Annotated in this window: 13 protein-coding genes; 2 read left to right on the top strand and 11 right to left on the bottom strand. The window is 51.9% G+C overall.

Going from position 1 to position 15360, the window contains the following annotated elements; translation table 11 throughout:
• Positions 1–115 precede the first annotated feature (115 nt).
• The 11 genes from CVV44_14230 to CVV44_14180 all read right to left on the bottom strand — a co-directional run bounded on the left by CVV44_14230 (position 116) and on the right by CVV44_14180 (position 12749).
• Positions 116–958 carry an activase gene (locus CVV44_14230; protein ID PKL37503.1) on the bottom strand — a complete coding sequence of 281 codons (843 nt, stop codon included), beginning with the start codon at positions 956–958 and terminating at the stop codon, positions 116–118.
• A 19-nt stretch (positions 959–977) separates the two neighbouring features.
• Positions 978–2411, bottom strand: a complete 1434-nt coding sequence (locus CVV44_14225) for a 2-hydroxyacyl-CoA dehydratase (protein PKL37857.1) — start codon at positions 2409–2411, stop codon at positions 978–980.
• A 22-nt stretch (positions 2412–2433) separates the two neighbouring features.
• Positions 2434–3564, bottom strand: a complete 1131-nt coding sequence (locus tag CVV44_14220) for a hypothetical protein (GenBank protein ID PKL37502.1) — start codon at positions 3562–3564, stop codon at positions 2434–2436.
• Between the two features lie 28 nt (positions 3565–3592).
• Positions 3593–4327: a hypothetical protein gene (locus CVV44_14215; protein PKL37501.1), complete on the bottom strand. Its 735-nt coding sequence runs from the start codon at positions 4325–4327 to the stop codon at positions 3593–3595.
• A gap of 6 nt (positions 4328–4333) precedes the next feature.
• Positions 4334–5155 (bottom strand): 2-hydroxyglutaryl-CoA dehydratase, encoded by an 822-nt coding sequence (locus CVV44_14210; GenBank protein ID PKL37500.1) that lies wholly within the window; start codon positions 5153–5155, stop codon positions 4334–4336.
• Positions 5152–5943 carry a 2-hydroxyglutaryl-CoA dehydratase gene (locus CVV44_14205; GenBank protein PKL37499.1) on the bottom strand — a complete coding sequence of 264 codons (792 nt, stop codon included), beginning with the start codon at positions 5941–5943 and terminating at the stop codon, positions 5152–5154. The genes CVV44_14210 and CVV44_14205 overlap by 4 nt, the downstream gene beginning before the upstream one ends.
• Positions 5940–7349 (bottom strand): 2-hydroxyacyl-CoA dehydratase, encoded by a 1410-nt coding sequence (locus CVV44_14200; protein PKL37498.1) that lies wholly within the window; start codon positions 7347–7349, stop codon positions 5940–5942. The genes CVV44_14205 and CVV44_14200 overlap by 4 nt, the downstream gene beginning before the upstream one ends.
• Positions 7346–8497 (bottom strand): 2-hydroxyacyl-CoA dehydratase, encoded by a 1152-nt coding sequence (locus CVV44_14195; protein PKL37497.1) that lies wholly within the window; start codon positions 8495–8497, stop codon positions 7346–7348. Before CVV44_14195 ends, CVV44_14200 begins: the two co-directional genes overlap by 4 nt.
• Positions 8494–9966, bottom strand: coding sequence for a hypothetical protein (locus tag CVV44_14190; protein ID PKL37496.1), 1473 nt, complete (start codon positions 9964–9966; stop codon positions 8494–8496). The genes CVV44_14195 and CVV44_14190 overlap by 4 nt, the downstream gene beginning before the upstream one ends.
• Positions 9967–10034: 68 nt before the next feature.
• Positions 10035–11381 carry a glucose-methanol-choline oxidoreductase gene (locus CVV44_14185; GenBank protein PKL37495.1) on the bottom strand — a complete coding sequence of 449 codons (1347 nt, stop codon included), beginning with the start codon at positions 11379–11381 and terminating at the stop codon, positions 10035–10037.
• 285 nt (positions 11382–11666) lie between these two features.
• Entirely contained in the window at positions 11667–12749 is a 1083-nt protein-coding gene (locus tag CVV44_14180) for a hypothetical protein (protein ID PKL37494.1), read from the bottom strand.
• A 334-nt stretch (positions 12750–13083) separates the two neighbouring features.
• Here CVV44_14180 and CVV44_14175 point away from each other — a divergent pair, with 334 nt between their 5' ends.
• Together CVV44_14175 and CVV44_14170 are read left to right on the top strand one after the other, a co-directional pair.
• A complete protein-coding gene (locus CVV44_14175) occupies positions 13084–14154 on the top strand; it encodes an alpha/beta hydrolase (protein ID PKL37493.1) in 1071 nt (356 codons plus the stop codon).
• Positions 14151–15347: a hypothetical protein gene (locus CVV44_14170; GenBank protein PKL37492.1), complete on the top strand. Its 1197-nt coding sequence runs from the start codon at positions 14151–14153 to the stop codon at positions 15345–15347. The genes CVV44_14175 and CVV44_14170 overlap by 4 nt, the downstream gene beginning before the upstream one ends.
• Positions 15348–15360 lie beyond the last annotated feature (13 nt).

Genomic DNA, 15360 nt, shown 5'->3' with positions numbered 1-15360 from the left:
ACGAAACCATTTTCAGTGTACTGATGTCATCAATATTTTCTCCGATGAATAAACTCTACTATTGCGGTATTATGTTATAAAGCTGTTTTAACTATACAGAATCAATAAGATTGAATCATTTATTTATGGCATGACGTTTTTCTTCCGTTGCCGCAGTGCCGGTTTTCATGCGGGCCTTTTCCCTGGCCAGGATGGCGGCACCCACGGCTCCCATGATCTGGGGGTCGTGATTAAGAGGTGCAATGTCGACGCGCAGCAGTTCCTCCAGTGATTTCAGCAGCCCCCGGTTTTTTGCACAGCCTCCGGTCACTGTCAGTTTCGGTCGCAGGCCGACCCTCTTTAAAAGGGTGAAGCATCGCTTGGCAACGGCTGCCTGGATGCCCGCGCATATATTTTCGGGGGGATTTTTTTTTGCCAGGAGGCTAATTACCTCCGTTTCCGCAAAAACACTGCACTGCGCCGTCACCGGTATGATCTTTTTTGCCGTAAGGGACAGGGAAGAAAATTCCGGGAGATCCATTCGGAATATTCTGCTCATGGCCTCATAGAAGCGTCCGGTTCCTGCCGCGCACTTGTCATTCATTATAAATTCAAGGACCGACCCGTCATCGGCTACGGCAATGCCCTTCATGTCCTGGCCGCCTATATCAACGATGGTCTTGATGGATGGATCGGAAAAGAAGGCTCCCCTGGCGTGGCATGTTATCTCCGAAATGTTTTCATCGGCGAAGGGAACCTCGTTCCTGCCGTAACCGGTACCGATGAGATAGACCAGGTCGCGAAGATCTTTCACGTCCGAGAGGCCCTCGAGCGCCGCGTTCAGGGCATTGCGTGCCGTTATTTCCGGGTCCACTTCGCTGGGAACTATGGAACTGGACACTATCCTCGTATCATCCATGATTACCGCCTTTCCCGTGGTGGAGCCCACATCGCAGCCGCCGTAATAATATTTTTCCATCACCGCCTCCTTCATTTTATTATTGTGCAGCAAGCTCGACGGTTCTTTCGAGCCGTCCCGTCTTCATGACGTTTTCCATGAAATGGTCGATCTGGCGGATGATGCCTTCGTGGGAACAGATGCGGGGATCGGAAAGATCGTATTCGATAATGAGGAGCGGTACTCCTTTTTCCCTGCATGCCTCGCGCAGCATCTGGTTCAGGGCCATGGTATTTTTGCATCCGATATGCCCCGCCACCCAAACCATGTCAAGGTTGAAGCGGTGATATATCCTGAATATATCATCGATATAATTAACGGCCGGCCCCCTGGTATGACGCGCCATGGGCCCCTGCATGACGATTTTACCGAGGTCGCGTAAAATCGTATCTGATGAAGTCGTGTCTATGAGGGGCTGAGAATTGTAGCTCATGCTGTCGATGATCAGGGCCACGCCGTATTCCTCTTCGGCCCAGCGGAACAGGTCGGCAAAATGGAGGATGGGAGGGTTCCATAATACGGCGCGGAAACGTTCTTCCCGCACTGCCGGAACGCCCATGGAGAGGTTGCGCCTGGCCATTTCGATGAGCCGCATGAAGTGACGGGTGGCGATCCGGTTGCCCGGATCAATGTTGAACGCCCATAGGTGACTCAGGTATACCGGTTCTGCGGCAAGTGGCGCCGGGCGGGCGCTGATCATATCCCAGAGCTCGATCTCCGCTTCCGCCATGCGGTTCCGCTCCTCGCATATCCTGCGAAGGCGGTCCCAGTCCATGCGTCCCGGGGTGTTCTCTTCCAGCCAGGAGACCATCCTTCTCAGCTCCCCGGCGAAGTACCCGGCAGCCCGCTCATCGTAGAAATTGAACGGGATGTCGAGCCTGAAGATGGAGGCGTCATTATACCGCCGCGTGATTTCATACCCCGTCATATTCCCGTCACAGGGAAGATTCGAGCTGACTATTATGGATGCGGGAGGCATTTCGCCGTTCAGCACGACACCCAGTGTCATTTTCACATGGCTGCATATATCGGGGGGTATGCCCTCGTTTTCACAACGGTCGATATAGCGCTCCGCTGCGTGGGTATCAATAATAGGCAAAAGAATCGACAGGATTTCCGCCGGCCATACGGAAAGCCCCATGGCATGGGATATTTCTGGCGGCACCATTTCCTGGTGCATTATGCAATTGCTTTTTCCGCTCAATGTATGGTAAATCAGCGATGCCATTCTGCTTACGATAAAGGAAATGACCAGTTCATTGGCCTCGCGGTACAGGCCCGTCCTGCCCCGGGCAAGCCGTCCCATGAGGAAAGGCGCCCGCAGGAGAATCAGTATCCATGGATACCGCCTGATATTCCGCACCAGGCCCAATGGGCCGAGCCTGAGAGCGAGAAGGGCGAAGCTGGATAAAATTAGTACAACATGCCTGGCATGTGTAAGATAATCGCTTACGGAAGGCCTGTTCTTATTCATAGTTTTTTCCCCGGTCAAAATTTCATTTCCCCATGCTTTCAATAAAGGCCTGCACTCGAGTGCGAAGCTGTCCCTCGGCACCGGGACGGTATTCCCGGTCCAGGCGCAGCACGGGGATTCCCGTGGAACGGAGTTCCGAGGTCAGCGTGCTTCCTTCGACACCCCAGGTGTCGCAGAACTTTATTGCCTGTATGATCACGCCGTCAGCCCCGTATTCCAGCACATTGCTCCTGATCGCCGAGGCGCGTTCACCGAATTCTTCCATCATCCGCGGGCAGAGGATTTTGTTGAGTGTATGTTCCGCGATGTCCCTCAGGGGATCACCGTTCTCCGGAACGGGATCGAGGGCGGGAAGGGACCCGGTGCAGAACCGGTCAGCCACGACGAGACCGCCCGTGGATTCGATGATATCGATAAAGGAAGAATCGTCAAGCTCGCCGCCCACAACCATGATCCGTGCCCGGTAATGGCCGACTCCATCCCGTTCGATCGCCTCCCGGTGAAAATCCTCCAGCAGCGGTACGAGGAGATCAACGGGAGTGACCTGGGAGGCTATCATTATCCGCTGAAACTCTCCACCCGTGATGAGGGGAGGGTCATGCTTTCTCAGTTCACCGATTGCCCTGATGAGACGGGAAAACATGTTGCGGTTTCTGACTGCCCCCGCGAGATTGTCGCCGAAAGCATCTATGCCGAAATGTTCTGAAAGCTTTTCAGCAAGGACGGCCAGTTCTTCTGTGAACCAGTCAAGGGCAGCTTCGCCACGCCGGTGCGGAACGTCAAGGGTGTGGATAAAGGACGGTTTCCGGAGGTACTCAATGTTATCCATGAGGCGACGCATATGATCGCAATTTGCAGTAAAGACGATACCGCCCAGGTAGTCATAGCCTCCGCCCAGGGCATATTCCAGGAGGCTCTTGGTATAGGAGCAGATGACGTTGGAGAGATACGTATCGGCCAGCTCGGTCCCCGTAAGTCCGGGAGCCCTCAGGCGCACCGGGAAAAGCTTTCCCGCGGAAAGGAGTGTTTCAGGGACATAACTGCAGGTGTAGCCCACGGGGACTCGCTTCTCATCCATGGCCTGTTCAACGAGGCGGTTTAATGGTTCATCCAGGAGATCGTCAAACAGGGAAATATCGGCGGATTGTTTCATATATTCACTCCTCGTGGAATTGTATCATTCAACAGGAAATCTTATTTTTTGTTGAATTACGCATTGAGCGCAAACCTTCAATTTCTGCGCAGATGTCAGTATAGTCGCATGTCCCGCAATCGAAGGAAAGCTCACGGGCCATCTTATTCATTGCCCCTATAAGGCGCATTGCCCCTTCGCCCATGTGCCGGAGTGAGCGTACATCCTCCGGTGATGAGGTCACGAAGAGAATCTCCACGGCTATAACATAGTCAAGCCGGCGGTACCGCTCCATGAGGACCGAAGCGAGTATCTCGAGAGAAAACCCGTCCTCCATGGCCTGCCTGCTTATCCGGCTCCATTCCCGCATGTGCTGGGATACGGCACGCAGCATGTAGCCCCTGAGGTTGAGATCATACCGTATCAATTCAATTTCGCGGTATCGCTCATAACAGTTGTCCTCGGTGAAGCCTGTAACGGCAAGTATGACCGCCTTGCCCAGGGGCAGGCGGCTGGGGGAATAGGATGATATTTCCGGTCCGATGCAGGTAAACATGCCGTCGTGGACCAGGTCCCCGTCGTCTGTCCATAACAGGAATGATGCCGATTCATCGCGGGGATTGCCCAGCTCCACGGCGGTATCGTTCTGCAATACTATATTGCCCCGTTCGCCTGCCGGCCAGGTCCCATGAACGACAGAGCGTTCATTATAGACGGCGGATGATCCCTTCATGTCATCCATCCATGACCTGAGACCGGTGATGATATTTTCGAAAAGTTTCAATGCGCCTCAATTCGCAGGGACTTCTTCTTTCCGGTGCGCTGCATCCCTTTCGCCCGTACGCAGGGAGTCCTCTGCCATGATAGCGGCACCGATGGCGCCGTTTATCTGCGGGTTTTTTACCATGATAAGGTTTACGCCCATGGCGTTCTTCAGGGACTCGAACATCCCCGTATTCCTGGCAACACCCCCGGTCATGACAACATCTCCGCCTACGGCGATGCTTTTCGCCAGGGCGGCGGCCCTGTTTGCTACGGCATTATGGAGGGCATGGATGATATCGGGGATTTCGGCGCCGTCATTGACCAGGGAGATGATCTCCGTTTCGGCAAAAACGACGCACTGGTTCGAAAGGGTTATTTTCTTCGTTGATTTTTTTGAGATATCACCCAGATCATCAAGCCTGACCTCAAGGGCGTCCGCTATAACCTCCAGGAATCGGCCGGTCCCCGATGCGCATTTGTCGTTATAGATGAAGCGGATCACGGCGCCCGATCCATCGACGCTGATGGCTTTTGCATCCTGGCCGCCGATATCAATGACCGTTCTGACGGTCGGAGCCTGCCATACCGCGCCCCGGGCGTGGCAGGCTATTTCCGATTCTATGCTGTTGACGAAGGAAATATGTTTCCTGCCGTACCCGGTGCCGACACAGCATGCCAGGTCCTTCATGCTAAGCCCCGCTGCTTTAATGGCCATGTCCATGACTTCGCGGGCCGATTCCTCCGGTGATTGCTTTGCCAGGGCAACTGCCGATGACATTATCTCATTGTTCTGCATGATGACTGCCTTCGCGGTCAGTGAGCCCACATCACACCCTGCTACAATCATGCTTTTCCTCCTTTTGACTTATCCTCTGCGTAGAGTGCCGCACCGATGGCGCCGGCGAGCTGCGGGTCCGATTTGGTGACACGCTTGATGCGCAATCCAAGCAATTTTTCAAGGGCTGATACCACGCCGGTATTTTTGGCAACGCCGCCGGTCATGACAACATCCCGTTCGAAGCCGATATTGTTCACGATGATCGACATTCGGGCAGCCATGGCGCTATTGATGCCCGCTGCGATGTCTGCCACGGGAACGCCGTTGTTAAGGTGCTGGATAACATCGGCCTGGGCCCATACCGTGCAGGCCGATGCCAGGTTGATGGGGCTCTTTGATGCTGAGGATAACTGTCCAAGATCGGAAAGCTCCACATGGAGAACCCGCGCCATGACCTCGAGAAAACGGCCGGTACCCGACGCGCACTTGTCGTTGGCGGTGAACTTCACCATGTTGCCGTTCGCGTCGAGCCGCAGCGCTTTGCAGTCCTGCCCGCCGATATCGATGACGGTTCGTGCCGATGGGATCAGCCACTGGGCGCCCCTGCCGTGACAGGCGATCTCGGTAAGCGCCTCGTTTACAAAAGAAATTCTGTCACGGCCGTATCCCGTACCAACGCAATACGAAATATCCTCCATGGTGAGTCCTGCCCTGGAAAGGGCCTGCCGCATGACTTCATCTGCCGAGTCACCGGGCTTTGCCTTTGACTTTATTATCATTGATTCGATTATTTTCCCCTCCTTCATTATCACTGCTTTTGATGTGAGGGAACCCACGTCGCATCCGGCTACTATCATGCCATTAACCTCCGTACTCGGAAAAATTCTTCAAGCCGGTCCTGTGACGCCTCCCAGGATTCAACCCGGTCATCAAAGGCATCGCCATACATGATGAATGTTGGAATACCGGCCTTTTCGGTGTCCCGCGCCAGGAGTTTTACCATGCCCCAGGTGTTCCGGCATCCCGGTGTACCATTATATATGATGCAGTCGGCATTGTACATTTTTGCCAGTGACAGGGTGTCCTGGAGCCACATGTCCGGTGCGTCATAGGGCCCGCGGATCGATTTTATCATGGGCATGCGGGAGTTGTGGTCGGCCATGGTCCTGATCATGGAGTCCAGGTCGGTTTTATCGAAAGAGTAGGCCGCTGCTTCGGTATGATATTCCTTTACATGGGGAGCGGTATTGGCCCAGGAACGGCTGAGAATGTTCCCCTGGTAACAGATACCGTTCCTGTCGAGGAAATCCCAGAGCTTTAAGCTGTTGGTGTAGTGATCAATATAACAGAAGAAAGTACGCATCTTTTCGACACCGCCGGAGAGACCGGAAAGGCCATTATCAGCATTGTCGGTCCCAATCCTGCGCATTGACTCCAGCACTGCCGTGCATTCCTTCATCCCGGAGAAGAGGAAGCGCGATGCATAGACCATGAGATTATAGGCGACGGGAAGCGGATTGGGAACAATTCGCGCCAGGTCTTCCAGCTCGGCAACGATTTCCTCCTGCTTCGCGACCTCGTCGAGCACGATGCGGAGACGGTCCCGGTCGAGTTTTCTGCCCGTTTGCTTTTCAAGAAAAATGATGAGGGCCCTGAAATCAGAATCCTGGAATTCATCTGTCCTGGGATCCACCAGGACCGGCGGTATATCGAGTGAAAAGAACGGCTTGTTGAGATACGCCGCTGCAAAGGCGAAAGCATTCGCGTTGGTGTCGCATACGCCGGGTGTATTGGTCAGTATCATATCGATGTCAGCGCCCAGACCGGCAAGAAAAGCGCCGAGGGTTCCCCTCTGGGACGAACACGAGGTTTCCGTATATCCCACTTCATTGCAATAGTCGAGAAATTCAGCAGTTCCCCGTTTGTACGCAAAGGTCTGGGCTACGGAGATTACCTCAAGGCAAATGGGAAATACGTCCATGGCATAGAGGATGGACGGGGAGAAGCAGAATGTCGTGACGGCATTATGAAAACCCCTGTCACGTGCCGTTATATAATTCTCGAAATACTTCGCTATGCATTCGATGAAAAGCCGTCCCGGTTCTCCCAATCTCAGCAGCGCGTCAACGGTACTGTTGAAGTAGGGGATATAGGGCAGCATGCTGCGATATTCCTTTTCCGATCCATTTTTTAATTTTGACGCGGCAACGAAAGTGCTCCAGAGCATCGTATCAAACTTGTATTCTTTTAATTCAGGTCTCATGCAGTTTGCCTCCTCTGTCCGATTCTTTCCAGGAATGCGTCGACACGCATTTTCAACCGGCCCGTTTCCACCAGCGGGCCGTATTCGCGCTCAATCTTCAGGCATGGTATGCCGGCTTTCTCGAGATCACGCTCAAAAAGACCGTTCTCAGAGCCGTGAAGGTCGCAGAAACGGATATTCTGTAAGATTACCCCATCGACTTTTGCCTTGCCGGCCTTGTCCATGAGCATTTTCAGGCGGCCTGCATACTCTCCGTACATGCGGGGGCATTCATTCTTTGCCAGGTATCGTTTTGCCAGGGATTCTATGGGGTCTCCATCTTCTTCGACGCGGTCGACATGAAAGCGTGATCCGAAACAGAGATTATCTCCTACAACGATGGCCTTGTTTCCCTCGATTAACTGCACAAGATTTACGTCATCGCTGGCGCTGCCCACAAGCATGAGCCTGGTCATGCCGCTTATCCTCGTATTGCTGTTTTTAATGTCGCTGATAAGTTTCTCCAGCAGCTCCACGTAGGGGACGCGGGGCATCGTGGTTCCGGCGAGTATTACCGCCATGGCCTCGGTACCCGTGATGGCCGGAGCGTCGCTGATCCGGAGCCTGTCGAGCTCGTCCAGGAGATCACGGCTTTTATTGAAGAGCCGTATGGCATCACTGAGTTTTTCCCCGGTTATTGTTCTGTCGAAATGGGTCTCTACGGCCGATTTAAGTCGCAGTATCTCATCGATGAACCATTTCACAGAGTAATCGGTATATTTATGGGGTACCCCGAAGTGGAAGAAAAACTTCGGCATGATCCCCGTGATATCCTCGCCGGCCTTGCGCCAGCACTCGTCGAGACGCCTCATGGAATCGCATCCCGGGGTGATTATGGCACCGTCGAGGAAATCAAACTTTCCTTCTCCTGCCAGTTGCAGCATCGCCTTGGGGAGGCTGCATATAAAGGGTCCGAAATATGTATCTCCAATGGTTGCCTCTGTCGCGCCGAATCCCCGTATCCGGTACGGCAGAATCCCGGCAGCTGAAAAGAGCTCGTCGGGAACATATGAACAGGTATAGCCTATGATCTTATTGCCGGCCTGTTTCCACTCCCGGACATAATCATTGTTCAGTGTAAGTGCCGCTTCCATGAATGCTTTATTCATGCCGAAACCTCCTTGCGGTTGAAAACGTTCCTGAGTTTTTCACAGGCTTCCTGCATTTCTGCTGACATCTCTCCATGGGGGGCAATAAGTTCTGCAATACCGCTGATAATCGGCGGCATTATCTCCGGCGCTATAGGCTCCATTGATTGGACAAGATCCCCGGTAAACCAACGCGCAGCATCGGCCACGGTGGATTCATTGAGGGAACTGAAAAACTGCGACAGGAAGTTTTTAATCGTTCCCGGCGAGAGACGCCGAACCTGGTTGAAAAGTCCGCAAATGCTGCTTGCCGTGAAAGCCATCTCCTGGGCATCAAGCTCTCCCATGCCCCGGGCAAATTCCCTGGCAATGTCCTCATCGGTGAAAACCCTTTCAAAGATATCGGCTTTCAGGCTCCAGGCCCGCACCCAGGATACCAGGGATCTGAAATGACCCTGGAAAAAATCCGCGGCGATTGCGGGATTCTGTCCGAGAATCTCTGCGGCGGAAATTCTTGCCAGGTCTCCAATATCGCGAAGCATTCCCCGCGCCTTGAGAAGGAGAAGGATATCAACGGAACCCAGGGTGGCGGCACCAAGCTGCGACACTGCCGCGGAAAAGGCATGGTTGCCCCTGTCGCCTATAAGGGAGCTGCCGGTATGGATTTTTCTTATTATTTCACACAGCTCGTTTATAAGTGAGCCTATACTTTTACCGTCAATTTCGCGTACCAGGGAAAGGACGACATCGGTCAGGAGATCCGGGGCCAGCCTGTTGATAGGCGCCGTTGTTTTCACCGCTGACCGAACCGCCATATTTAACAGGGAGGGAAGGAGTGACAGCAGGCATACCATCTTTGCGGGATATTCCCACATCTCTTCATTGATCATTTCCGTCAGAGCAGTAACGCTGTCGGCCGAACCGTCCACTGCTTCCTTTAATTCGCCAAAATCAATCCCGGCAATAAGGGACCTGACCTTCGGCCTGAGTGTTTCGACCAGAGAATCAGGGTCGCTCCGGTGCAGGTTGGCGCTTTTGAACAGGTTGGTGATTAACTCGCCGATTCCTCCCGCATCGGCATTTTCAATAACCGATTTCAGGCAGCGGCGGTGCTCATCCACGGGCATTTCAGACAGGCCCCTGGAAAAGGCGTTGAGACCGGCAATCACGGCATTGAAAATTTCCGGCATCTGCGTGGAGGCCTGCCGTATGAATTCAGGGTCTCCGCAGGTTTCTAATACGGGGCTTCCCGCTGATTCACCCCGGGGTGCGAATCCTTTTGCCAGGAACCTGCCCAGGGTGCCGGCAAGTTTTTTCTTGATCCTGCTTTTCCCGGCCCACAGGGTGAATACTTCAGGAAGGGCCGCGTGAACGACTTCGCGGAATTCCTCGGTCCGTGTGAAGGACTTTATAAAGCTGCCGAGAAACGCCCGGTTTTCATCGCCGTCGTAGCCGGCCTTCTTTGCGGAACCTGTATTTTTAATGTTCATCTGGCATCCTCCTCAATGGTGTGCCGGGCCGTCAATGGTAGTAGACGGTCCGGCATAGAACTGTATTTTCAATTTTTGAGTGCGTAGGCGGGCTTTTTTGCCCTGGAAGTGCCTTTTTTTTCAGTCAGCAGGTGCTTCGCCAGGCGTTTCCCCAGGCATACGAGTGTCAGCACCGGCGGCAGCCCGAACGGTTCGGGAATCACGGAGCAATCACATACATACAGGTTGTCATATCCTTTCAACTTGAGATCGGCATCTAACATATGCCCCACACGGACGGTTCCACCGGGATGTGCCGCAAGCTTCCAGGTTTTGTAAATTCCCTTTGCGCCCGCATTAAGAAGGATGTTCTTTGCCATATCGTATCCCTTGCGGAGCTTTTCCCTGTCGGCAGGGGTGAGTCTTTTCCGCACCCCGCCGCGGTCCGTGAGGTTTCCTGACAGGTCATCCCTGATTTTAATCATGATGCGGAGAGTTTTTCTTGTTTCAAATATCCTCCAGAATCGAAAAGCCGACACGGTGAATACCTGGTCCAGCATGAAGGGCTCGGCCATATCGGTCATGACAATCCCTTCATCGCGCATAACGCAGCCGGCCGTCATGGGGATTTCATCTTTCCGTTTTCTGACATCCTTTACCTTTCCGCATACGGTGATGAGCGGGTCAAAAAAATAATTGTAACCGACGCCCTTTATGCCTGACTTGCGGAGCACGACCGGTGTGCCGATTCCGCCGGCAGCCACGATTATTGTTTTTGCCGTCACCTGCACGGTTCGTCCCCGGTATTTCATTTCAACTCCCGTGGCCCTTGTCCCGTCGAAAATAACTTTTTTAACCTTCGCCCTGTTCAGCAGCACGGCGCCTTTTTTTATAGCCTCGTCAACGTCCATTTTGGCGCTCCATTTTACGTTTTTCCTGTCGCCATAGTAGCCGAATTGATAACCGGGCCGCCAACGGTCCTGATACATGAACTTATCAAGTTGTTTCCAGTCATATCCGAGCGACCGGGCGCTTTCCATAATCCGCCTGGCCATGGGGGTTACCATGGCATCCTTGAGAGGGCCGATGGGCAGTTCCTTTCGGGCCTCCTTTTCCTCTGCAGTGATATCAATCCCATATTTTTTAAAAGCTTCGTGTATAACCGGGAACGCGGTCCCGTAATAAAACACCGAACTTCCGCCCGTAGTGAGACCGCGTACCATGCCGAGCAGTTCCGGAGTGAAAAGCATACTTTTAAAGGGGAGGAATATGTGAAGCAATGACCAGAGGAAGGTACCGTGTATCCTGTTTCCGCCGCTGCCTTCGAGTATGAGCACTTTTTTACCTTTACCGGCCAGTTCGCTGGCGACACGGGCTCCGCCGCTTCCCGAACCCACTACAATTATGTCTACGTTCTGCAGCTGTAAATCTTTCATGTATTGCCTCCGTTTGTATGATGTTAATCTCACAAGGGACATTATTTTGATGACTTTAGTGAGCCCCTCGTAATTGTATGATGATATGATGCCGTATAGAATTTCTGTTCACTGAAGAATGATATATGGCTATGTACTGGGATAAAGAATCGATACGTATAAAAAGTGAAAGGTGCATGCGGCTCTGATAATATAATGCACGGGATAGAAAAAAAGTCGTCCGGACGGATAATAAAGGAAGAAATTTTTTTCCAGAATTATAAATCAGGAAAATATACTCGTGTTCTATTTACTTTTATTCTTTCTGTATCGGGCAGGGGACATGCCGATGAATTTTGTGAAGGCTTCGTAAAAGGCGGATTTGCTGTTAAATCCTACTGAATAGCAGATGGAGGTGATTGACCGCTCGGGCTGAGTCTGCATGAGATTAACTGCTTCGTCAATACGGTACCGGTTGATGTAATAATTGAAGTTGATATCAAGATGCTTGTTCAGGAATTCTGAAAGCTGGTGAGGAGTGAGGGAAAGCATGTCGGCGAGCCGTTTCAGACTCAGGTCTTCATCGCAGTATACCTTGTCTACTTCCATGAGATCCTTCAGCCGGCTTTTAAGCACATCAACGTCCAGGCCTTTGATGAGTGAGCGCTCATACACATTCTTTCTGACCTCGCTGGCGAAGATGCTTATCAATTCCGGGTTGAGGTAACCGACGAGAAATATATACAGGAATGGCAGGATCATGAGAGTCATAACAAAGCGAGCCAGCGTAACATTTCCGGCAGCGATTGCGTAGAACAGCATAATGCCGATCATGAGCACCATGACTACATAAAAAAGGGCGATTCGGTTAACCTTGTTGTTGTTTTTTCTCCTGATTAAAAAAATGAAATCTTCCTTAAGAAGAATATAGATATCATACGAAATGAAAATTGTCGCTCCCGATAATATATAGAAAAGATTATATTGGATTATTATTCCGCGAATATATGGAAGGACCGGGTTTTCATCTGCTGCTGAATAGAACATGACAATATCGACACCGATTGAGATCAATGCAGGGATGAAATGGGCGGCGTGCCGGGGACGAATCCTGAAATCATGGTAAAAAAGTTTCTTATAGAAGAAAAATATCGAAGGGCCTAACAGAAAAATTACCACCTGGCCCGGCCATTGCGACAGATAAAGATTGGGTATACCGTAGACGCCGAAATAGTATTGCTGGAACCCCGTAAATGAAATGCAGGAAAAAAAAATTCCGAGCCAGAGGTGCTTGCTGTCGCGGAGAACCTGGGCGAACTGAACAAGGGCCATGGTCAGGGCCAGGCTCCCGCCGAAAAAAAGCAGATGATTTATTATACAATTCAGCATCGGGCAATCCCCTCCGGCCTGATTGAGCAGATTGAGCAGATTGAGCAATTCAAAGCATTATAATGTCCGACAGTCATTGATTTGTAAAAATGCGGCTGATATGTATCAAGATTTCTCAATTGTTTAAAGAACATTTAAAATTTAAAACCTTGTAAATTAATTGACTATAAAATATTTGCAGAGATAATCAGGCCTGTCAACAAAATATCGGGAAAAGAGTTCGTAACGTGAGGGGCCTCAAGAAAAAACAAGAAAAAAGGGGTCAGAGCCCCCAGGGGCATATGGAGGGTCAGAGCCGGGAACGGGTTGACAGGGAATAAAGGGAGGAACAGGAATGCAGAAGAATATTGAAGTTTATGCCGGGGTAAAGGCCCTGGAAATCATACATGATGAAGGCCTGAGGCCGGAACGGGTGAAAATTATGGCTGGTGCGGCAGGCGGACCCAAATGGCTTGTCCTGGGATCACTGGATCGCGTCATTTTCGGATCATTTTTCAGCGGGAGGACGTCGCCCCTTTTTCTGCTGGGTTCTTCTATCGGGGCATGGCGCTTTGCTGCCCTGGCCCGGACCGACGGCATGAGGGCTCTGGATCTTCTCGAGGAGGCCTATCTCCGGCAGAGCTACGGTCCCAGACCCTCGCCGGGAGAGGTGACTGCCGAGGGATGGCGGGTGCTGGACCGGTACCTGGGTGGCAGGGCTGAGATGGAAATACTGAATCATCCCTTTTTACGGCTCAATATAATGGCCGACCGTTCACGGCTGCTCACCTCCAGTGACAGCAAGGCGCTGCTTTTACCTGCCCTGGGCCTCGCGGCCCTGTGCAATGCCGCCAGTCGCAGCAGTATGGGATATTTTTTCGAGCGGACCCTGTTTTTCGACTCCCGCGACATGCCGCCCTTCATAGACATGGATGGTTTCACCCTGCATCGCATTCCTCTCAATGGGGAAAACCTTCGCGATGCCGTTATGGCTTCGGGGTCCATTCCCCTGGCGATGTCGGGAGTGAGGGATATTGCCGGGGCACCCGGGGGAATATATCGTGACGGCGGCATGCTGGATTACCACCTGGACATATCCTACGGCATTGCCGAATCACTGGTGTTATACCCTCATTTTCATCATCGTATTGTTCCGGGATGGTTTGACAAGACGCTTCCCTGGCGAAGAGCGTCGGAGGCGAACACGGCCAATGTGGTTATGGTCTGTCCCTCCAGGGAATTCATTGCGAATTTGCCCTACGGGAAAATCCCCGACAGAAAAGATTTTAAACTCTTCAGGGGCAGGGACGGGGAACGGGTCCGGTACTGGGAAAAGGTAGTTGAGATGGGACGTGTTCTGGGAGAGGAGTTCATGGAGGCTGTGGAATCAGGAAGTATTAAGGAGGGGGTCAGAGCCCTGAAGTGACGGGAGCGGCTTCGGACCTGCACTTATTTACTGTTATTTTTTCCGGCGACAGTTGCATCACACCTGTAAATGTACTTGACCATATAAACGGCACAGGGAAGGTTGTATGGAATATGATGCCGACTATGACCAGAATATTCCGGATTCTATACCGTTTCCCGGTGCACCTTTCGTACAACGAACGTTATGAATATGTGGTGAACAATTACATTTATACCTTTTCTATAACCGGACATATTCTCTTTACCCCCCTTTTTATCCATGCAGGCAACAACCTGGTAATATTCAACAACATCCTATGTGTCGGCCTGGATGCGCTCTGTTTCTGGCTCAATACCCATTCCCGCATGCGGGCAAGTTTTCTGCTCTGGATTCTGGAAATTTCCTACCATGCTACGGTCAGTTCAATAGCCCTGGGCTGGGACCAGGGTTATTGTTTTTATCATATCGCGCTTGCCGGTATCATCTTTCTCACGAGGCAGCGTGTAGCGGTAAAAATAATCGTAAGCCTGTCGCTCTTTTTCCTGGTCGGCGTATTGTTCGAATACTCGCGAATGTATCCTCCTGTGACCGTGACGGATATCTTTTATAATAAGCTGCTCTTCTATTTTAACACCCTTGCTTCTTTTTCCGGCCTTGGTTTTATCGGCTATTCCCATCACCGGGTAATGGAATCTCAGCAGCACAAACTGCTTCACCAGGCAACGCATGATATGCTCACGGGTATTCATAACCGCCAGGCGCTGATAGAAAGGCTCTCCGCTGAATTCAACCGGTCCCGGCGAACGGGAAGTCCCTTCAGTTTGATCATGTCCGACCTGGATTTTTTTAAGAAAATTAATGATACCTGGGGGCACCAGTTCGGAGATACCATACTCGTTCATGCCGCCCGGATACTGAAGGACAGCCTGAGGCCTTATGACTTTATAGCCCGCTACGGTGGCGAGGAGTTCGTGATCATTCTTCCGGGCTGCACGCTTGCCCAGGCAAGTGACCTGGCTGAGCGTCTCCGTCGGGGAATTGAAGACGCCATGGTCGAACATGACGGTGTGGAGATTCATCTGACCATGAGCTTTGGCCTGGTAAACATTCAGGCCGAGAATCCATGTTCAATTGAGGAGGCCCTTCATATGGCCGATCGCGCTCTTTACCGGGCCAAGGACAACGGCAGGAATCGTGTGGAAGGCCCCTGAGGATGAGACAATA

The sequence above is a fragment of the Spirochaetae bacterium HGW-Spirochaetae-1 genome (genome assembly GCA_002839375.1).
Lineage (GTDB): Bacteria > Spirochaetota > UBA4802 > UBA4802 > UBA5550 > PGXY01.
Note: the sequence above shows the minus strand (reverse complement) of the source record. Positions and strands in the feature narration are given on the sequence as shown.